Genomic DNA, 21,080 nt, shown 5'->3' with positions numbered 1-21,080 from the left:
ACCTTCAGCTGCTGCTGCTTGCCGACCAGGTCGAAGTTGCTGCCGACGTCGCGGAATTCCTTGGTCTTGCGCATCTGCTGGACCATTTTCAGCGTCCACGGCTGCAAGTCTTCGCCATTGCTGCCGATCAGCTGAAATTCGTAGGCGCCGCCCTTGTCGCCACTGCCGCCGCCGCCGAGGAACTGCACCAGGCTCAGCGAGACGCGTATGCCAGGCAACGCGTCGTACTGCTTGGACAGACGCTCCATCACCACCTTGGCGCTGTCGTGGCGATCGTTCGGGCCGCTGCCCTTGGTCTTCAGGTCGACGAACATGGTACCCGCGTTGCCCACGGCGCCGTTGCCATCGTTGCCACCCAGCGTGGTGAGCACATCGAGCACCGCTGGGTCGGCCTTCATGATGTCGGCGGCCTTCTGCGCCTGCGTGGCCATCAGCGTGGGCGAGATATTGGCGTCGGCGCGGATATCGCCCTGCAGCATGCCGATGTCTTCCTCGGGCATGAAGTTGCCGCCCGCGGTGGCCACCACGGCCCAGCCGAGCACGAAGGTGGCGATCAACAGCACCAGCGGCTGCCAGCGCATCACGCGGCGATGATGCATGGCCCAGTCCAGCGAGCGCTCGTACACGCGGTGGAGGCCCTTGTCGAAGCGCTCCAGCGCCCGCTCCATGCGGCCGGGCGTGCGCTCGCCGGGCTCTTCATGTTTGAGCAGCTTGCCGCACAGCGCCGGGGTCAGCGTCAGCGAGACCAGGGCGGAGATCACCACTGCCGCCGTCAGCGTCACCGAGAACTCGCGCAGCAGCATGATCAGCATGTTGTTGCCGAACAACAGCGGTGCAAACACCGCCACCAGCGACAGCGTGATCGATACCACCGTGAAGCCGATTTCGCGCACGCCGATCAAGGCGGCCTGCAACGGCGCTTCGCCCTTCTCCATGTGGCGCACGATGTTCTCGATCACCACGATGGCGTCGTCGACCACGAAGCCGATGCACAGCACCAGCGCCACCAGCGACAGGGTATTGAGCGTATAGCCCAGCGCCAGCATCACCACGAAGGCGCCGGCCAGCGAGAGCGGCACGCTCAGCGAGGCGATCAGCGTGGGCCGCATGCGCCGCAGGAACACCAGCATCACCAGCACCACCATCACGATACTGATCAGCAGCGCGACCTGGACTTCGTGCAAGGCCGACTTGGTGGTCGTGGTGAGGTCGAAGATCGGGGTGATCTGCACATCCGCCGGCATCCACTGGCGGAACTCCGGCAGGCGTCGGCGGATCTCGTCCACCGTTTCCACCGCGTTCGCTTCGGGGCGTTTGCTGATCTGCATCGCCACGGTCGACTGGGCGTTGAACCAGGCGCCCTGATAGATATCCTGCTGGCCGCTGGTCACCTTGGCCACGTCGGAAAGGCGCACAGGCGAACCGTTCCTCGACGCGATCAGCACGTTGGCGAAATCGGACGCCTCGCTCAGGCCATCGTTGGCCGTCACCGTCATCTGGGTGCGGCCATCGGTGAGGATGCCTTGCGGCGACGTCACGTTTGCCGCGATCAGCGCATTGCGCACGTCATTGGCGGTGAGATTCTTCGCGGCCAGCGCGTTGATATCCAACTCCACGCGCACCGCGTGCGGTGTGCCGCCGAATACCTGCACCTGCGCGACGCCAGGAATCTGCGCCACCGCCGGCTTCAGCAACGTATCGGTGAGGTCGTACAGCTTGTCCTGCGGCAGCCCCGTCGAGGTCAGCGAGACCAGCAGGATGGGAATCTGCGAGGTGTCGAACTTGAAATACTGCGGCGGGCTGGGCAGCGCCGGCAGATCGGCCTGGGCCGCATTGATCGCTGCCTGCACGTCGCGCGCCGCCTTGTCGGCGGTGCGATCAAAGGTGAAGCGCACCTGGATCGACGCCGAACCCTCCGATGCATTGCCGTACATGTCGTCGATGCCCGGGATACGCCCGATATGGCGCTCCAGCGGCGCGAGCACGGTGGACGCCATGGTCTGCGCGCTCGCCCCCGGCATCGAGGCGACGATATACACGCCGGGAAATTCCAGCGACGGCAGTGCAGCCACGCCGAGCAGGCGATATGCGAACGCACCCGCAAGCAGCAGGCCAAGCGCCAGCAGCGACGTGCCCACGGGGCGACGGATGAGGGGGGCGAAGATATTCACTCAGGTTTCCATACCGGTTATGGCGCGCGCCGTTACCCAGGCAGACCATCAGCGAGGGCGTACGTTCACGTAAGCAAGGCAAAGAGCCCGCACATAGTGCCATTTATGCCTGCATTGGCGGCATGGGCGAATGTGCCTGAAGTCGGTCCGTGCCGGAAGGCACGGGTGGGGAGGGTTAGTGGTGACGGGGTTTTTGGAGGTGGGTTTGGTGGGGGAGGTGGACTTTGGGCTTGTCGTCGTGGTGCGGACAGGGCTTTTGCTTTTGCTCGTTGTCTTGCCGCCGTTAGCCCTTTTGCTCGTCATTCCGCCGTACGCCGGAGGCGCTTTTCAACAGCGAAGGCTGGTCATCCTGCTTCTTCAGTCTTTGGTTGTTGCCTTGAGGCCAGGGTGCCGCCTACGCGGCGGGCGTTTCGAACGGCTGCCGCCGCTCGAGTCACTTTTCTTTTGCTGGCCCAAAAGAAAAGTAACCCAAAGAAAATGGCCTAAAACGCCCGCAGCATCGTGTTGGGATAAGCCCGAACGCTCGAGGCGCGTCTGATGGGACAACCTCCGAGGGTACACAGCGGATACTTCCAAGCGCTGCGCAACGCGCCCGAATCGCTGAGGACTTAAGGCGGGGCCTCGCTGCGCTTTGGCCTTGCCCGAGCATGGCACGTGATCCTGGGCCTGGCGCTTGCCTGTGGGAGCGCACCCTGTGCGCGACAGCCACGCTGCGGTGTACCGCTCCGTAGGTTTGTCGCGCACAGGGTGCGCTCCCACAGAAGCGCCGACCGGCAAGATTGATCCGCCCCGCACAGGCCTGCGTCTTCCTTGTAGGAGCGCACTTGTGCGCGACCGCGGCGTGTTGGTGCACCGCTCCGTCGGCTGGCCGCGCACAGTGCGCTCCTACAAAAGAGCGGTCGCGACGATCCCAGCGAAACTACCCTACCCCTCAGCCCGCCGCCGTCTGCACCTTCAGCCTCCGCTTGGCCGCCCGCTTCGCCCGCCGGGCTTCCTTGTGCAGCTTCCGGTCGTAGTTCCACAGGTAAATCGCCGGTGTGCTCAGCAAGGTCAGCAGCTGCGATACCAGCAATCCACCCACGATCGCCACACCCAGCGGTTGCCTCAGTTCCGAGCCGATACCAAAGCCGACCGCAAGCGGCAGGGCCGCGCCCATCGCCACCAGGGTGGTCATGGTGATGGGACGAAAGCGCACCAGCGCCGCTTCGCGAATCGCATCCGGTGGTGACATGCCGTGCTCGCGTTGCGCCACCAAGGCGAAGTCGACCATCAGGATCGCGTTCTTCTTCACGATGCCGATCAGCATCAGGATCGCAATGATCGCCATCAGCGACATCGACGTGCCGGTGACCAGCAGCGCGAGAAAGGCTCCCGCGCCCGCCGCCGGCAGGGTGGAAAGAATGGTCAGCGGGTGGCCGAGGCTCTCGTACAAAATGCCCAGCACGATATACATCGCCAGGATCGAGCCGAGCAGCAGCACGTTTGCATTCGACTTGGTTTCCTGCAGATTCTGCGCGTCGCCGGAGTAGCCCAGTTGTATGCCAGGCGGCAGGCGCGCGTCGGACACTATCTGCTCGATCAGCGCGGTCGCCTTGTCGCGTGGCAGGCCCTGCTCGAGGTTGTAGTAGATCTGCGTCGCCTCGAGCTGGTTGGTGTGGATGACCAGCGACGGCTGCACCGCCTGTTCGATATGCGCCACGGCCGACAGCGGCACCATGTTGCCGCTGTCGCTGCGCACATAGGTATTGAGCAACGTGTCGGGACTGAGCGAGCGTTCGGCGGACGAGGTCAGCACCACCCAGTACTGGTTGATGTTGGAGTAGATGATCGACACCTGGCGCTGGCCGAACGCGTTGTACAGTGCCGAATCGATATTGCCCATGCTCAGCTGCAGGCGTCCCGCGGTGAGGCGGTCGACGGTGAGCATCTGCTGCTTGTCAACATCGTCGTAATCGCTGCTGACGTCGCGGAATTCCTTGTGCCTGCGCATCTGCTGGGTGACTTTATAAGCCCACGGCTGCAGGTCCACATTGTCGCTGCTGATCAGCTGGAAGCTTTCGCTGCCGCGATTGGCATTGTTGTTGTCGTTGAAGAAACCGATCGAATTGAGCGCCACATGGAGGTCGGGCAGCTTCTCGTAACTCTTGTTGAGGCGCGCGATGGTGTCCTTGATCGACTCGTTGCGCATGCCGACACCATGGCCGCGCGGCTTGAGGTCGACGAACATGGTCGCCTGGTTGCCCACCGCACCGCCGGCGTTGTCGCTGCCAAGGAAGGTGGTGACGTCCAGCACCGCCGGGTCGGCCAGCATGATGGCGGCCGCCTTCTTCGCGCGCTCGGCCATCAGCGTGGGCGAGATATTGATGTCCGCCTTCACATCGCCCTGGATCATGCCGATGTCTTCCTGCGGCATGAAATCGAAACCGTAGAGTTTGACCACCGCCATCGCCATGCCCACGGTGAGCGTGAGCAGGATGAGCGGCTGCCAGCGCATCAGGCGCCGGTGCCGCATGGCCCAGTCGAGCGCCGTCTGGTAGATGTGATGCAGCCAGCGGTCGAACCGTTCCAGCGCGCGCTCCATGCGATTGGGCACGCGCCCGCCCGCGTTTTCCAGCGTGAGATAGCGGCCGCACAGCGCAGGCGTCAGCGTGAGCGAGATGACGGCAGAGATCACCACGGCGGCCGTCAAGGTGACTGAAAACTCGCGCAGCAGCATGGTGAACTGGTTGTTGCCGAACAGCAGCGGCGCGAAGACGGCGATCAGCGACAGCGTGATCGAGACCACGGTGAAGCCGATTTCCTTCACGCCATCCAGCGAGGCCTGCAAGGGTGGTGAGCCGTGTTCCATGTGGCGCACGATGTTTTCGATCACCACGATGGCGTCGTCGACCACGAAGCCGATGCACAGCACCAGCGCGACCAGCGACAAGGTATTGAGGGTGAAGCCCAGTATCCACATCACGGTGAACGCGCCCGCCAGCGACAGCGGTACGCTCAGCATGGCGATCAGGGTTGGCCCCACCCGGCGCAGGAACACCAGCATCACCAGCGCCACCAGCAAGACGCTGATCATCAGCGCCACTTCCACTTCGTGCAGCGCTGACTTGGTGGTCTGGGTCAGGTCGAAGATGGGTGTGATCTTCAGGTCGGCCGGCAGCCACGCGCGCATCTGCGGCAGTTTCGCCCGCACTGCATCCGCCGTGGCGACGGCATTGGCTTCCGGGCGTTTGCTGATGCGCACGGCGACGGCGCGATGGTTGTTGAACCATGCCGCCTGGTACTCATCCTGCTGGCCGGTGCTCACCTTGGCCACGTCAGACAGGCGTACCTGCGAACCCTTCTGGATGGCGATCAGCAGCTTGCCGAATTCCTGCGGCGAGCTCAGTGCATCCGTGGCGGCAACCGTCATCTGCGTGTGGCCGTCGGTGAGTGCGCCTTCGGGTGAAGTGACATTCGCAGCGCGCAACGCGTTCGCCACATCGTTGGCGGTCAGGCCCTTCGCTGCCAGCGCGCCAGTGTCCAGTTCCACGCGTACCGCCTTCGGTCGACCGCCGATAACACGCACCTGCGCCACGCCGGGAATCTGCGAGAGCGCCGGATTGATCAGCGTGTCGGCCAGGTCGTAAAGCCTGTCCGGCGGCAACGAATTGGAGGTCAGCGACAGCAGCAACACCGGGATGTTGGCGGTATTGAACTTGTAGTAGCGCGGCGGTATCGGGATATTGGCCGGCAGGTCCGCCTGCGCCGCGTTGATGGCCGCCTGCACGTCGCGCGCAAGCTTGTCGGTGTTGTTGCCGAAATTGAAGATGATGCGCACCGAGGTCGAGCCATCGTTGCTCTCTGAATGCATCTCCTTGATGCCGGGAATGCGCCCCAGATGTCGCTCCAGCGGTGCAGCCACCGTCGATGCCATGGTTTGCGCGTTGGCGCCCGGCAATTCGGTGTAAACCACCATGCCCGGAAATTCGAGTGACGGCAGCGCTGCGACGCCCAGCAGCAGATACGCCCAGAAGCCGGCCAGCGCGAGGCCGAACGCCAGCACCGAAGTGCCGATCGGGCGACGAATGAATGGTGCGAACAGATTCACGGTGTGCGGTCCGCCAACATCGGCGCGCCACCTCCGCGCCCAGGGATAAGGAGCGCAGGTATGCGGCAGCTGCCCCCGGTACCTTTATGCCCCTAAAGCGAACCCATGGAATGTGCCGTAAGTGGGTCTGAGGATAGGCCGGGAGTCACTCTTCTCTCCCCAGAGGCACGAGTGGAGTAGCCAACAAGGTGCAGCATCTGTCGGCACGTCGAGTTTCCCCGACCGCCATGCGCCCTCTCCTGCAACGATGGCTTGTCGCATGGTCGCGATCACGTGCGCGTCGAGGCGATGCTTGCGACCGTCTTCATGCCGTTGAATGACGTTGTCGAGACAAAAAGTTAACATCTGAAATCAGACCTGATCGTTCACGTTGATAGCAGGAAGGGAGGACCCTTCCATTACACTGCCGCCTTTTCGACGGCCGTGGCGAGTTCGGCCGATACCATCGACGCCGAGCACCGGGCAGCCAGCTGCAACTCGGCAGGTCAGCCGCCGGGAAGAGAACTCTCCATGAACATGCACACCACGCTCGATGCAAAACGGCTAGCTGACGTTCGTAAACGATTGATTCGTATGCACTACGAGAGTGGCGTCGGGCACATCGGCGGCAACCTCTCGGCCATCGACGTGCTGGCCTTGCTGTTCAACGAACGGATCGACAGGCGTGATCACTTCGTCCTGTCCAAGGGGCATTCTGCCGGAGCCCTGTATGTCGCTCTATGGAGCGCRAACCGGCTAGACGACGAGACCCTCGAGACCTTCCACAAAGACGGAACGCTGCTGGCAGGACACCCGCCGGCCAGTGGTATGGATGGCGTGCTGTTTGCCACCGGCAGCCTTGGCCATGGCCTCTCCCTCGCTGCCGGCACGGCGCTTGCCCTGTCGCTGAAAGGGGAAAGTGGCCATGTGTTCTGCCTCACCTCCGACGGCGAGTGGCAGGAGGGATCGACCTGGGAGGCGCTCATCTTCGCCTGCCATCACGCGCTAGCGAACCTGACGATCATCGTTGATCACAATCGGCTGCAGGGTTTCGGCTCGACGATCGAAGTTGCTTCGATGGCGCCCCTGTGGGAACGACTCGCTGGCTTTGACGTGGCCCTCCAGATCATTGATGGCCACGATCTGGAGGCGATTCGCCGTGCTCTGGATGTATCGGTTACGAAGCCAAAAGTCATTGTGCTTGAGACCACCAAGGGAAAAGGCGTGTCCTTCATGGAGAACCGCATGGAGTGGCATTACCTCCCGCTCAATGAAGAGACTTACCGCCAGGCTCTTGAGGATCTGACGCAGCGATGAGAAAGCAACTATGCGATGCCCTCGTCAGACGCGCCGAACGGCCCGACATGGTTTTCCTGACCGGAGACCTGGGATTCATGGCGCTGGAGCCCTTGCAGCAGGCATTGGGGCGACGCTTCATCAACGCGGGCGTGGCCGAGCAAAATATGATCTCGGTGTCCGCCGCGCTCGCGCGGCAGGGACTCGATGCCTGGGTCTACAGCATTGCACCGTTCTGCTATGCACGACCGTTCGAGCAAATCCGCAATGACATCGCTTTCCATGGCCTGCCAGTGCGCCTGATCGGCAACGGTGGCGGGTACGGTTACGGCGTCATGGGTCCCACACACCATGCCATCGAGGATTATGGCGTGCTCTTGACCCTCCCCAACATCCAGGCCCTCATTCCTGTTTTCGATCAGGATGTCGGCGAGGTGATCGAACGCGCTGGCCAAAGTCGCCTGGCCACGTACATCAGGCTTGGGCGCGGCGAACCACCGAGCGGTTTCGAAGTACCCGCCTATGCGCCTTGGCGACAGCTGACTAAGGGTGGCGGCATTCCCATCATCGCCGTCGGTCCGCTCGCCGGTACCTATATCGAGGCGCTCGAACAGATGGCCGAGCCACTACGCCCAAATCTCTGGGCATTGTCCGAGCTGCCGCTGTCGCTGAATCTGCCGCCTTCTGTCCTGATGAAGCAGATTGACGGGCATCGCGCGGTCTGCATTGCCGAAGAGCACGTGGAGCGCGGAAGTTTCGCGGCAGAGTTTGCACTGCATCTGCTCCGCGAAGGCACCAACGCTCGCATACGGCATCTATGCGCACGTGCACACCACTACCCCCGCTACGGCTCCCAGGCTTACTTGCGCAAGCAATCCGGGCTGGATCCCCAGAGCCTCATCAACGCCATCGACACCTTCCAGCAGCGCTCATGACCGACCTGACCCAGCATATCCGCGCACTCGCTGGCCCCATCATTGTCACAGGGGCAACCGGATTCGTCGGCGCGAATCTTTTCCATGCTATCCGAGCCGTGCGATCGGACGTCTACGCCGTCGTGCAGCGCGAGAAGAACTGGCGCCTGGAGAACGTGCCCGACGGCAATATCGTTGCCGCCAATCTGGTGGATCCTGCAGCGGTTCGACATTTGATCGATCGCACGACGCCACGCACGGTTTTCGACTRCGTCGCATACGGCGCCTATTCTTTCGAACAGAATCAGCAACTCATTTATCAGACGAATTTCAATTCCATCGCTTTGCTGGTGGAGTTGCTGTCGACCCGGTCCATCGCCGCGTTTGTGCACGCAGGCACGTCGTCCGAATACGGTACGCATAGCGCTGCGCCGGAAGAGGATGGACCTCGCTCGCCGAACAGCCATTACGCCGTGTCCAAGGCGGCCGTATCCGAATACCTGAAATACATGGGAAAAATGCAGGCATTCCCGTGCGTGAACCTACGTCTGTATTCTGTTTACGGGCCGCTTGAAGACAGCTCTCGGCTCATTCCCAACCTCCTGCGCAAGGCGATCTCGGGGGAGTTGCCTCCCTTCGTCGACGCTCGTACATCGCGCGATTTCGTTCACGTGAACGACGTCTGTGCCGCTTTTGTGCTCGCCGCCGCGAAGATGAACCCGTCGCTGTACGGTGAGAGTTTGAATATCGGCACTGGGAAGAAAGTCACCATCGAGGGCCTTGCCCAGACCACGCGCAAGCTCTTCTCGATCGAGGCATTGCCGTCGTTTGGAACCATGGAAGGCCGCACGTGGGACCTCTCCGACTGGTATTCAAACCCCGCAAAGGCCGAACAGTTGATAGGCTGGCGCGCGGAAACATCGCTCGAAGATGGCCTGGTCGATACCGCTCGTTGGGTTCGCAGCCTAACCGACGAGGAGCTGCAGGCACGATCCAAGCAGGCCACCCAAGGCAGACGCCGCTCGGTCTCGGCCATCATCGCCTGCTACAAGGACGAACCTGCCATCCCCTTCATGCATCGCCGTTTGACCGACACCTTCGTCAAGCTGGGCATCGACTACGAGATTATCTTCGTCAACGATGGCAGTCCGGACGCCAGTGCTGAGCAGATCCGGGTACTTTCAGAAACAGACCCGCACGTTATCGGCATCACCCATTCGCGCAACTTCGGTTCGCAGATGGCATTTCGCAGTGGCATGGAACTCGCCTCAAAGGATGCCGTCGTGCTACTGGACGGCGACCTGCAAGACCCGCCCGAACTCATCGAGTCGTTCTACGCCGAATGGGAAAAGGGCTACGACGTTGTCTATGGGCGTCGCGTTCAGCGCGAAATGCCATGGCGTTGGGGAGTGCTCTACAAGGCCTTCTATCGCGTCTTCGCCGCCTTCAGTTACGTCAAGATCCCGCTGGATGCAGGCGATTTCTCCCTGATCGATCGCAAGGTCGTCAAATGGCTGTTGGCATGCACGGAGCGCGACCTGTTCATGCGCGGTCTGCGTGCCTATGTCGGCTTCAGGCAGACGGGCGTCGACTACGTGAGACCCGAGCGCATGTTTGGGCGCACCACCAACACGTTGTCCAAAAACATAGACTGGGCGAAAAAGGGCATCTTCTCATTCAGCAATGTGCCATTGACACTGCTGACGACGACGGGCCTAGTTCTGCTGGCGCTCTCGATCCTCGCGGCCCTTACGGTGGCGGTCTTGCGCATCATATGGCCGGACATTGCGCCGCGAGGCATTACCACACTGCTTATCAGCGTGCTCATGTTCGGCTCTTTGAATCTGTTCGGCCTCGGATTGGTCGGCGAATACATTGGCAAGATCATGATCGAGGTCAAGGGCCGGCCACGGTTGATCCGTGCCGCGCTTATTCGCCATGGTGTGGTTACCGATCAAGCCAGTGGTCCCGCACAGCAACGCGGACGCGAGGACTGACGGCGCGCCCGCCGTTGTCCGAAAAAGGTGCATGACCATGCAACAGAACTCCCCTCTCCAGAATGACACGCGGCTCGACGACCGCCAGAGCCGTCCGTGCCCCGTTTGCCGCGAGTTTCCCGAGAGACCGCAGGTCTTCCTGGAGGAGCGACTGGACGCCTCCCGGCTCAATGCGTACAGCTTCGCGTCGCGCAAGGCGCCGGAGTATTTGTGCCACCAGATGCTTCGCTGCCCTCAGTGCGACGTCGCCTATGTGGACAGGCCGCCCTCGCAGGGAGCCCTCGCAGAGGCCTACCATGCTGCGGACTACGACAGTAGCGAGGAAGCCAACGACGCCTCCAAGAGCTATATCAGTGCCTTCGCCGGCGTGTTGGAAAGCATTGGGAAGGGCGATGCGCTGGAGATTGGTACGGGCACGGGCGTATTTCTGGAAGCCTTGTCCCACTTGGGCTTTCAACGCGTCATAGGGATTGAGCCATCGACCGCGGCAATGGCGGCTGCACCCGAGCATAGGAAACCATGGCTGCGCGAGGGCATCTTCGCCGAGCAGGACTACGCGCCGGAATCGTTCGATCTGGTCTGTTGCTTCATGACGCTTGAGCACGTGCGCGAGCCGGGCGACATCAGCGAATCGGTGCTGAGGCTATTGAGACCCGGCGGTGCATTTCTCACGGTGACCCACGACTTCCGAAGCCCGGTCAATCGCCTGCTGGGTCGTCGTTCGCCCATCGTCGACATCGAACACATGCAACTGTTCTCGCGAGCAGGAATAAAGGCATTGCTGGAGCATTCCGGTTTCGTGGACGTGCAAGCCAAGCCATTCGCCAATCGCTATTCCCTGCGCTATTGGAGCCGCCTCTTGCCCCTGCCGTCCGGCCTCAAGGGCGCCTGCCAATCGACACTGTCGGGACTGGGACTGAGCAACGCCAAGCTTTCACTCAATGTCGGCAATACTGCAGCCGTCGGCTTCAAGCCGGCGGCACGATAGGGTGGACACCGGTGTGATGGAGTGGAAGCGTTTCGGCAAATTCCTGCTGGTTGGCGGCTTGAACACTTTGTTCGGATTCGCCGTGTATACGGCATTCGTGCTCTTGCATAGTCCGGCGTGGCTGGCGTTGCTGGGCGGCAACGTCGCGGGCGTGCTGTTCAATTTTTTCACGACGGGTCGCTTTGTCTTTCTCGACCTGTCGACCGCGAGGCTGCCAGGCTTTGTAGCGGTTTACGTGTTCACCTATTACACCAATCTCGAGCTCATAGGTTGGGTGAACCACTTCATCAAGAACCTCATCTTGAGCCAGGCCTGCCTGGCGCCCTTCATGGCGGCGCTGTCCTATCTGCTGTTGTCCAGGCTGGTGTTTAGAAACAAGCCAGGCATGACGGCCTAGCGTTGCCCCGCGATGTTTGAGGGCGTCAGCGCGGCGCGCGGCGCGCCTGTGCAAAGTAACCCAACGGGTCTTCTTTCGAGCCCAGGCCTAGCGCGTCGGAAACGTGCGCTGCCACGAGGAAGATCGCCGACAGCGGTGCGCACAACAGCGCGAGCGGTGTCGTCCAAAGCGCATCCCATGCAAGTCGCCTAGGGACAAGGCGCAGGGTGAGAACAATCAGCTTGCTCGCGATGGCGCCAATGTCGTTGCCGCGCTCGTCGATGGAAATCGCTTCAAAGCCATGTCGCTCCAGCAAGATGCCCAGGCGCTCTCGGGTAAAGCGGTGATGATCATGGGGAATATGGTGCCGCCTTGCGGACCACGGAACGCTCAACAGCAGCGAGCCGTTGTCACGAAGCACGCGTGCGATCTCGGCCAGACACAGGTCCGGATCATCCGTGTGTTCCAGTACCTCGATGCACAGGGCGCTGTCGTACGTGGCGTCGTCAAAGGGCATCACTCCGCCATCGTAGTAGACGATGTCTTGGCGGTTCGGGTGCATGCCGAACTCCGATGCGTTGCCAATATCGATGCCCTGATAGGTGGCGCTTGTCGGCAGCCACTCCTTCCACGGTGATTCCCCGGCCCCCACATCCAGTACGCGGCCGTGCAAATGGCTCATCAATGGGCGCAGATGGGCGACGATCGTGCCTAGCTGAAGGTCGACGATACACCTCAGCCTGAAAAGCCATGGGCGGGCAGACGGTGGGGCCACCGCGATCGGTTTGAATTTTTCCACCTGCATGGATGCGTGTTCCAAGTGCGAACTGCATAGGTTCTGATCGAGTGGCAGGGCACCCGTCGGTGTCTGCTTGCGGGCTCGTATAGTCAACCAAACAGCTGGGCCGCAACAGCCCCGACCTTCTTTTCCGCCGCGCCATACTCAGAATATAGGCTGGACTGCCTTAAAATGAGTTGCGGCACGTCGGAATCGTTCAACGCCTGCACGCGCCGGTTGCCACCATTGGGAAGCTTACGTTTGTCCATGAATCGCTCTCGTTCGTCAGGCTGGCAATCTGGATTTGTCTTCGTCCTCACCGTCACGCTGCTGGTGGACGTCTTGCTGGTGCTTGCCGGCACGCATCCCGGCATCTACCAGATGGCCGCGCCGCTGTTCGGGATCGCCGTGGTGACGGCGTCCGGCCTGTGGTTGCTTGGCCTGGCTGGTGTAACAGCCGTTGCCGCGATCCCCGCGGCATTCGTTGTGGGCGCGTCAGCGGCGATGTTGGCCATGCTGGCAATCGCCGAGTTGTTCAATGTCGTGGCCCAGCAGGCGTTCCTGATATGGGCCGCATGCCTGGTGGCCATCTGGCTGGCGTTTCCTCGGCTGCGTCGTTTCGAACCGGCATCGGTGGCCTGGATCGATGTGGGCGCGACGGCAGGCTTGTCCCTGTTGATTGCATACTTCGGCAAGGATATGGCGGCATTCCTGCCAGCCGCGCTCCAGGACGCCTCGATGCCGGCTTGGAGCGACTATTTCGTCCATGGCACCACGATCGCCTCCTTCGGCGATCCGCTGGCGATCGGGCAGGGCAACATCTTGCTGGCCAACGTACACAGGCCGCCTTACCACTACGGCTCATACATGCTGGCCGCGGGCCTGCAGCCTTCTTCGGGGCTGCCCGGACTGGGGTTGGCGCWGGCAACCATGCAGCCACTCAGCTTGCTGGTGGGTGGCCTGGGCCTCTATGCGCTGGTCGCCCAATTATCCGGGCGGGCCATTGCGTTGATCGCCTTGCTCTGTATCGCATGTCTCCCCGATCCATCGCGCTACTGGATGCACAACGGATTCTATGGATTCCATTGGCTGCTTTATGCCGCGCCGGGATCGGGATATGCCATCGGCGCAGGCATGTTGTCGGCCTTGTGCCTGCGTGAGGGCGTCAACACGCGGCGCTGGGCGCCGCACGTGCTTGCGCTCTTCCTGTTGGCGTCGGTGTCGATGATCCGGCTTCACATGTTTGTGCTCCTTGCGCCTGCGATGGCCGGCATGTGGTTGCTGGCCATACGACGATCGCCAAGTGGCAGGGATTGGCCGGTGGTGTTGGGGTGTTTCGGGCTGCTGTTTTTCGGCGCCGTCGCACTTCTGGCCTGGCGAGCGGACTTGCGTGAACTCTTGCATTCCCTGCGCTACGTCAAAGAAGCGCTTGGATTCGGCCCCCCGCGATTCCTGGATTTCTATCACCAACAGGAATCGTGGATGCCCACGGCATTGCAGTTGGTGCTCGTGGTCGTGCTCGCTCTGATGCTGGGCCTGGCTGGATTCAGCGTCATGCTGCCGGTCGTCTCGGTGCTATGGACCCGCGCCCACAGGTGGGAGATATTCGACTGGTTTCCGTGGGCGCTATGTGGCTCCTACGCGCTATTGATCCTGCTGGCGCCCACGTGGCTCAACACGGACGCATCTGAATTGAAGCATCGACACTTCCTGCTTCTGTACGCCGCCGTCGGCGGATGGAGTGTCGCGCGCGCGTTGCAGCTGGTCACCTACGTTCGTTGGACTCATGTAGGCGTCGAGCGCATCGCACTCGCCGTGTTCGCCATCGTCATCGCACTGGTGATGGTGCTAGGGCGCGAGGCCGAGCCGGGGCGCCCTGACGGGCGATACATACCCTGGGCCAGCAAGTTCTACCAGTCGCCCAACGAACCAGGTCTCGCGCGAGCCGGCGCGTATCTGCACGGCCATGCCGAACCCGGTGATCTATTGATCATGGGTGGCCAGGCCATGCGAGGCTACGTCATGAGCCGGCAGACCGAGCTGGTCAGCGTTTCCGATATCGCCGCTTACATCGGTCGCGTGGAGCTGCTTGAAAAGCAAGGCGGCAACTATGCCGCGATAGCAGCCCAGCGAAGTGCAGACATGGGCCAGGTCGAGGCGGCCGGCTCGTGGGCTGAAGCTTGTGGACAACTACGATCCATCGGTGTCCGCTGGTACGTCGAAAACCAACCAGGCCTGCCCAGGTGGGATATCGGCAGAGCGCAAGCCGTCCTCAAGGCCGGAGACTTTGGTGTCTACGACGCGGGTACGAAAGCGCAAAGTCGCTGCGAGCGGCCGGCGGTTCGAGCTACCCAGGACAGTCGATAATCATCATGGCCGTCGCATGGGATGGCTTGCACGGCGACCACCCGCAGAGTCTTCTTATCGAGCGCCCCACGCCTGCTTTCGACAGGCGATGAGATAGCGGTGGCGTTCGTTGAGTGCTCGCGCCACGCGCTCATTGGACGGCTGGCCCGAATGGCTGGCACAGCAGTCGTCGATCGGCCCCGTCAATCCGTCTGCAATTCCGCCACGAAGTCGTAGATGTCGCCGCGATACCACGAGGTGGTGAATTCCACCACGCGGCCGTCATCGAGAAAGCTGCGGCGTTCAATGTTGAGGCCGGCGCTGCCTGCCGGTACATGCAGCAGGCGGGCCTGCTGCGCGCCGAGCGACACGGCGCGCAGGCGTTGCAGCGCACGACGCGGCCGGGCGCCCAGCGTTTCGAGGATCTCGTACAGCGAGTCCTGCACGATGGTCGGGTCCGGCAGAATGCTGGCCGGCACCACGCTGCGCTCGATCGCCAGCGGCTCTTCCTTGGCGTAGCGCACGCGATGCAGGCGGGCCACCAGCACGCCCGGCGACAGATTGAGCGCCATCGATTCTTCAGGCGTCACTTCGCCAATGATGCGTTCGGAAAATTCCGAGCGCGGATTGAGACCACGCGCACGCAAGTCTTCGGTGAAGCTGGTGAGCCGCGACATTGGCTTGATGATGCGCTCGGCCACGAAGGTGCCCGCGCCGTGGCGCTGGTTGAGCAGGCCTTCTTCGACCAGGCCGGAGATCGCCTTGCGCACGGTCACGCGCGACAGCTGCAGCAGGCGGGAGAGATCGCGCTCGCTCGGCAGCGCCTGGCCGGGTTCGATATCGCGGTGCTCGACCACGTTGCGAATGGCCCGGCGCAGACGCAGATACGCCAGCGGCTGGCTGGTGGCGGGGTCGCGGCTGAGCCGGCGGTATTCGTTGACGAGGGCGGTTTCCATACCGGAACGATACCAATGACCATACCAATCTGGCAATCAGTTGTTTTTTCGCGGCCTTGCGGGTGGTACCAATTTCGCTGGCGAATCCTTGCCCAGCGCAGCTTCCCGAGGTGTCTCAGGGGAACTGGTGTTGTCTGGTATGTCACTGGTACGATCAGCGGGCAATCGACGTGGTATGCATGCCACGCTCCCGCTCCCCGCATCGCCTTGAGGTGACTGAAGTGACTGCTTCTCCCCAGCCGGTCGAGACTTTTGACCTGGTGATTTTCGGCGGCACCGGCGACCTTGCCCTGCGCAAGCTCCTGCCAGCGCTCTACCACCGCTACGTGGACGGTCAGATTCCCGACGACAGCCGCATCATCGGCATCGCCCGCGAAGGGCTGGACGACGAGGGTTATCGCGACAATCTGCGCGCCGTGCTGAAGAACAACGGCAGCGGCAAGGTCGAAGACTTCCTCAAGCTGGTTGGCTATCGCTCGCTCGATGCCCGCAAGGACGATGGCTGGGACGATTTCGCCAAGCTGATGGGCAAGGACGCCGAGCGCATCCGCGTGTTCTACCTGTCCACCTCGCCGGACCTGTTCGTCGATATCTGCAACCGGCTGGGCAAGTACGACCTCAACAAGGGCAAGTCGCGCGTGGTGCTGGAAAAGCCCATCGGCCACGACTTGAAGAGCGCCAACCAGATCAATGACGACGTCGGCCGCTTCTTCGACGAATCGCAGACCTTCCGCATCGATCACTACCTCGGCAAGGAAACGGTGCAGAACCTGCTGGCGTTGCGCTTCGGCAACGCGCTGTTCGAGCCGCTGTGGAATGCCGAGCACATCGACCATGTGCAGATCACCGTGGCTGAAACCCTCGGCGTCGGCCAGCGCGCGGGCTACTACGACCATGCCGGCGCGCTGCGCGACATGGTGCAGAACCATATCCTGCAGCTGCTGTGCATGCTGGCGATGGAGCCGCCCTCCTCGCTGGCGCCCGACGCGGTGCGCGACGAAAAGCTCAAGGTGCTGCGTTCGCTCAAGCCGATCAACGAAGGCAATGCGGCCCAGCTCACCGTGCGCGGCCAGTACCGCGCAGGTTCGGCCGAAGGCCAGGCGGTGCCGGGCTATCTGGACGAATTGAAGGACCACAAGTCCAACACCGAGACCTTTGTCGCGGTGAAGGCCGAGATCGCCAACTGGCGCTGGGCCGGCGTGCCGTTCTACCTGCGCACGGGCAAGCGCCTGCCGGAGCGCGTCTCCGAGATCACGGTGGTCTTCAAGGCCGTGCCGCATTCGATCTTCGATCCGTCCGCCGGTCCGCTGGTGCAGAACCGCCTGGTGTTGCGGCTGCAGCCGGACGAAGACATCAAGCTGTGGCTCACCATCAAGCATCCGGGACCGGGCGGCCTGCGCCTGCGTCACGTGCCGATGGACATGAGCTTTGCCGAAGCGTTCGGCGTGCAGCAGCCCGATGCCTACGAGCGCCTGCTGCTCGACGTGGTGCGCGGCAATCCCACGCTGTTCATGCGACGCGACGAGGTGGAAGCGGCATGGCGCTGGGCCGATCCCATTCTCGCCGCGTGGGCGGACAGCGGCGAGGCGCCGCGCCCCTACACGTCGGGCACCTGGGGCCCGAGCGCGGCCGTAGCGCTGATCGAGCGCGATGGCCGTACCTGGTACGAGGACGGTGAATAAGTCGGCGTTTCGCTTGAACGCGCGCGATGCACGGGCACTTCACCTGTGCATCGCGGAGCGGTTTTTAGACTTGCCGTCCGCCTCTTCTTTTCGCCGCGCGTGTGCTCCCGCGCAGCTCGCATCCTTCATCGATCATGCCTGACACTCTCGACGTCACCACCCATAGTTTCACCGACTGCCACGCACTGGCTACCGCGCTGGCCGAACGCATCGCCGATCGCCTGCGCGACGGTATCGCCGAACGCGGACACGCGCTGCTCGCGGTCTCCGGCGGCACCACGCCCAGACATTTCTTCGAGAAGCTTTCGCGCCAGACGCTGGATTGGTCGAAGGTCAGCGTGACCCTCGTCGACGAGCGCTGGGTGCCTGAGAGCAACGAGCGCTCCAACGCGGCGATGGTGAAGGGCATGCTGCTGCAGCACGCGGCCAGCAGTGCGCAGTTCGTGCCGCTGTACACCGATGCACCAACGCCCGAAGCGGGCCTTGCCGCGGTGCGCGCACGCATGGCCTCGCTGGAGCTGCCCTTCGATGCGGTGATCCTGGGCATGGGCAATGACGGCCACACGGCCTCGTTCTTTCCGGGCGGCGACCGCCTCCCCGAAGCGCTGGATCTGAACAACGCCACACGCGTGCTGCCGATGCGCGCAGCGGGCGCCGGCGAACCACGCATTACCTTCACGCTGTCCGCCCTGCTCGATACGCGCGCGTTGTACCTGCATATCGAAGGCGACACCAAGCGCCAGCTGCTGGCTGACGCGCGACTTGGCCTTGGCGAGGCCGCGAATTTCCCCGTGCGCTCGGTGCTGACCCAGCAACGTGTGCCGGTCGCCGTTTATTGGTGCCCCTGAGGCATCCACGGCGTTGCCCGACGAATCGATGCGCTGATCAGCGCGTCGCCTGCTGCTACCGGAGTTCGAAATGAGTGTGCTGCACCCCGTTCTTGTCGAAGTCACCGAACGCTTGCGCGAGCGCAGCCGCGAGTCGCGCGCCGAGTACCTGCGTCGCATCGATGCGGCGCGCGGCAACGGCGTGCATCGCGAGCGGCTGTCGTGCGGCAACCTGGCCCACGGTTTCGCCGCCTGCGGCACCACCGACAAGGAACGCCTGCGCGAAGGCCACACGCCCAATCTGGCCATCGTCAATTCGTATAACGACATGCTCTCGGCGCATCAGCCGTATGAGCGCTATCCGGAGCTGATCCGCAACGTGGCGCGCGAAGCGGGCATCACCGCCCAGATGGCCGGCGGCGTGCCGGCGATGTGCGATGGCATCACGCAGGGCCGCGCGGGCATGGAGATGTCGCTGTTTTCGCGCGACCTGATCGCCATGGCCACGGCCATCTCGCTCTCCCACGACATGTTCGACGGCGCGATGTACCTGGGCATCTGCGACAAGATCGTGCCCGGCCTGCTGATCGGTGCGCTGAGCTTTGGCCACCTGCCCGGCATCTTCGTGCCGAGCGGGCCGATGCCGAGCGGCATCAGCAACGAGCAGAAATCCAAGGTGCGCCAGGCCTATGCCGAGGGCAAGGCCACCAAGGCCGAGCTGCTGGAAGCCGAAGCCGCCTCGTATCACGCGGCCGGCACCTGCACCTTCTACGGCACCGCCAACTCCAACCAGATGCTGATGGAGATCATGGGCCTGCATTTGCCCGGCTCCAGCTTCGTCGCCCCGGATACGCCGCTGCGCGACGCGCTCACCCGCGAAGCCGTGCATCGCGTGGCCGAGTTGAGCGCGCCGGGTTCGTCGTATCTGCCGCTGGGTCACATCATCGACGAGCGCGCCATCATCAACGGCGTGATCGGCCTGCATGCCACCGGTGGCTCGACCAATCACCTGCTGCACCTGGTGGCCATCGCTCGTGCTGCAGGCATCGAACTGCGCTGGGATGATTTCGACGCGCTGTCCTCGGTGATCCCGCTGCTGGCGCGCGTCTATCCGAACGGCTACGCCGATGTGAACCAGTTCCACGAAGCCGGCGGCATGGCCTTCCTGATCGACCAGCTGCTGAGCCACGGCTTGATGCATGCCGACGTGCGCACGGTGTTCGGCACCGGTATGGACGGCTATACCCAGGTGCCGCATGTTGACGAGCACGGCGCGCTGGCGTGGACGCCGGTGTCCAAGGAAAGCGGCAATCGCGGCGTGCTGCGTGGCGCGGACGAGCCGTTCCGCGCCGACGGCGGCCTGCGCATGCTGACCGGCAATCTTGGTCGCGCGGTGATCAAGGTGTCTTCGGTGCCGGATGATCGCCTCGTCATCGAAGCGCCGGCCATCGTGTTCCACGACCAGGACGACGTGCGCAAGGCCTTCGAGCGCGGCGACCTCAATCGCGACTTTGTCGCCGTGGTGCGCTTCCAGGGACCGCAGGCGAACGGCATGCCGGAGCTGCACAAACTCACGCCCACGTTGTCGGTACTGCAGGATCGCGGCCATCGCCTAGCCCTGCTGACCGACGGCCGCATGTCGGGCGCCTCCGGCCGCGTGCCGGCGGCCATCCACGTGACGCCCGAAGCGCAGGACCAGGGCGCCATCGCGCGCATCCGCGACGGCGACATCGTGCGCCTTGATGCCGTGCATGGCTTGCTGGATGTGCTGGTGGATGCGGCCGAGTTCGCTGCACGCGTGCCGGCCACGGCCGACCTGTCGGCGCATCAGTTCGGCCTGGGTCGCGAACTGTTCGGCATGTTCCGCCGCAACGCCACCACGGCCGACCTCGGCGCGGGCGTGTTCTGATCCGCGGTCATCTTCTTTCTTGCATTCACGGAACGCCATGAGCATCGAAAACAAGCAAAAGCAGGTCGAATCCACGCTGCGTCTCGCGCCAGTGGTACCCGTGGTGATCATCGAAGACGCGCGTCATGCCGTGCCCATGGCCCGCGCCTTGGTGGCGGGCGGTATTCCGGCGATTGAAGTCACGCTGCGCACGCCTGCGGCGCTCGACGCGATCAAGGCGATCGCCAACGAAGTGGAAGGCGCCGTCGTCGGCGTGGGTACGGTGCTCAGCGCCAAGGATCTGCGTGCGGCGCACAAGGCCGGCGCGACCTTTGCGGTGTCGCCGGGCGTATCACCGGGTCTGCTGGACGCGGCGGACGACAGCGAGTTGCCGCTGCTGCCAGGCGCTGCCACGGCGAGCGAAGTGATGACCCTGCTCGAGCGCGGCTATCGCTTTCTGAAACTGTTCCCGGCCGTGCCGGCCGGCGGCCATAAACTGCTGGCCGCCTGGGCGAGCCCGCTGCCGCAGGTGAAGTTCTGTCCCACGGGCGGCATCAGCCTGAGCAGTGCGCCGGACTTCCTGTCCTTGCCGAACGTGGTCTGCGTGGGCGGTTCATGGCTTACACCTGCCGACAAGCTGCACGGCGGCGACTGGGCCGGCATCGAAGCACTGGCCCGCGAAGCCGCTGCCCTGCGCTGAACCATCGCGAGGCAGGAGCCGTTGGCGGCTCCTGCCCCATCATGTCAAAGTGGGCCCTTCACCGATCTCCGGGGGGGAGTCTCGATGCGCAGGGT

15 protein-coding genes are annotated in these 21,080 nt (G+C 63.1%); 10 read left to right on the top strand and 5 right to left on the bottom strand.

All coding sequences use genetic code 11. The features are described from left to right. Positions 1–2,171 (bottom strand): efflux RND transporter permease subunit (locus tag AC1DMG_RS10075; RefSeq protein WP_477180482.1); only part of this gene is annotated, 2,171 nt, incomplete at its 3' end. A 931-nt stretch (positions 2,172–3,102) separates the two neighbouring features. After that, entirely contained in the window at positions 3,103–6,258 is a 3,156-nt protein-coding gene (locus tag AC1DMG_RS10070; RefSeq protein WP_477178460.1) for an efflux RND transporter permease subunit, read from the bottom strand. Between the two features lie 510 nt (positions 6,259–6,768). Here AC1DMG_RS10070 and AC1DMG_RS10065 point away from each other — a divergent pair. From AC1DMG_RS10065 to AC1DMG_RS10045, 5 genes are read left to right on the top strand one after another with little or no spacing between them, the layout of a single operon-like run. Then, entirely contained in the window at positions 6,769–7,554 is a 786-nt protein-coding gene (locus AC1DMG_RS10065) for a transketolase (protein WP_441601877.1), read from the top strand. Further along, complete coding sequence (locus tag AC1DMG_RS10060) at positions 7,551–8,468, top strand: transketolase family protein (protein ID WP_477180481.1); 918 nt, start codon at positions 7,551–7,553, stop codon at positions 8,466–8,468. Before AC1DMG_RS10065 ends, AC1DMG_RS10060 begins: the two co-directional genes overlap by 4 nt. After that, the gene (locus AC1DMG_RS10055) at positions 8,465–10,444 is read left to right on the top strand and encodes an NAD-dependent epimerase/dehydratase family protein (RefSeq protein ID WP_477180480.1); all 1,980 of its coding nucleotides are present in this window, start codon (positions 8,465–8,467) and stop codon (positions 10,442–10,444) included. Before AC1DMG_RS10060 ends, AC1DMG_RS10055 begins: the two co-directional genes overlap by 4 nt. Further along, entirely contained in the window at positions 10,368–11,432 is a 1,065-nt protein-coding gene (locus tag AC1DMG_RS10050; RefSeq protein ID WP_477179652.1) for a class I SAM-dependent methyltransferase, read from the top strand. The genes AC1DMG_RS10055 and AC1DMG_RS10050 overlap by 77 nt, the downstream gene beginning before the upstream one ends. 16 nt (positions 11,433–11,448) lie before the next feature. Next, the gene (locus tag AC1DMG_RS10045; protein ID WP_441601881.1) at positions 11,449–11,829 is read left to right on the top strand and encodes a GtrA family protein; all 381 of its coding nucleotides are present in this window, start codon (positions 11,449–11,451) and stop codon (positions 11,827–11,829) included. Between the two features lie 25 nt (positions 11,830–11,854). Here AC1DMG_RS10045 and AC1DMG_RS10040 read toward each other — a convergent pair whose 3' ends face one another. Further along, positions 11,855–12,628 carry a class I SAM-dependent methyltransferase gene (locus AC1DMG_RS10040; protein ID WP_441601882.1) on the bottom strand — a complete coding sequence of 258 codons (774 nt, stop codon included), beginning with the start codon at positions 12,626–12,628 and terminating at the stop codon, positions 11,855–11,857. A gap of 68 nt (positions 12,629–12,696) precedes the next feature. Beyond that, complete coding sequence (locus AC1DMG_RS10035) at positions 12,697–12,855, bottom strand: hypothetical protein (protein ID WP_441611153.1); 159 nt, start codon at positions 12,853–12,855, stop codon at positions 12,697–12,699. Between AC1DMG_RS10035 and AC1DMG_RS10030 the strand changes: the two genes are divergently transcribed. Continuing rightward, on the top strand, positions 12,854–14,953 hold the full coding sequence (locus AC1DMG_RS10030) for a hypothetical protein (RefSeq protein WP_477180479.1): 2,100 nt from the start codon (positions 12,854–12,856) through the stop codon (positions 14,951–14,953). The genes AC1DMG_RS10035 and AC1DMG_RS10030 overlap by 2 nt on opposite strands. Positions 14,954–15,135: 182 nt before the next feature. Here AC1DMG_RS10030 and AC1DMG_RS10025 read toward each other — a convergent pair whose 3' ends face one another. Continuing rightward, positions 15,136–15,888 (bottom strand): GntR family transcriptional regulator, encoded by a 753-nt coding sequence (locus AC1DMG_RS10025; protein ID WP_121883188.1) that lies wholly within the window; start codon positions 15,886–15,888, stop codon positions 15,136–15,138. 221 nt (positions 15,889–16,109) lie between these two features. Here AC1DMG_RS10025 and zwf point away from each other — a divergent pair, with 221 nt between their 5' ends. The 4 genes from zwf (at position 16,110) to eda (ending at position 20,985) form a co-directional block, all read left to right on the top strand. Beyond that, entirely contained in the window at positions 16,110–17,570 is a 1,461-nt protein-coding gene (gene zwf, locus AC1DMG_RS10020; RefSeq protein ID WP_441601884.1) for a glucose-6-phosphate dehydrogenase, read from the top strand. Positions 17,571–17,704: 134 nt separating this feature from the next. Next, positions 17,705–18,418: a 6-phosphogluconolactonase gene (gene pgl, locus AC1DMG_RS10015; protein ID WP_477178461.1), complete on the top strand. Its 714-nt coding sequence runs from the start codon at positions 17,705–17,707 to the stop codon at positions 18,416–18,418. Between the two features lie 70 nt (positions 18,419–18,488). Further along, positions 18,489–20,306 carry a phosphogluconate dehydratase gene (edd, locus tag AC1DMG_RS10010; protein ID WP_441601886.1) on the top strand — a complete coding sequence of 606 codons (1,818 nt, stop codon included), beginning with the start codon at positions 18,489–18,491 and terminating at the stop codon, positions 20,304–20,306. 37 nt (positions 20,307–20,343) lie between these two features. Further along, a complete protein-coding gene (gene eda, locus AC1DMG_RS10005) occupies positions 20,344–20,985 on the top strand; it encodes a bifunctional 4-hydroxy-2-oxoglutarate aldolase/2-dehydro-3-deoxy-phosphogluconate aldolase (protein WP_441601887.1) in 642 nt (213 codons plus the stop codon). Positions 20,986–21,080 lie beyond the last annotated feature (95 nt).

The sequence above is a fragment of the Dyella sp. 01N36 genome, from assembly GCF_056399745.1.
Note: the sequence above shows the minus strand (reverse complement) of the source record. Positions and strands in the feature narration are given on the sequence as shown.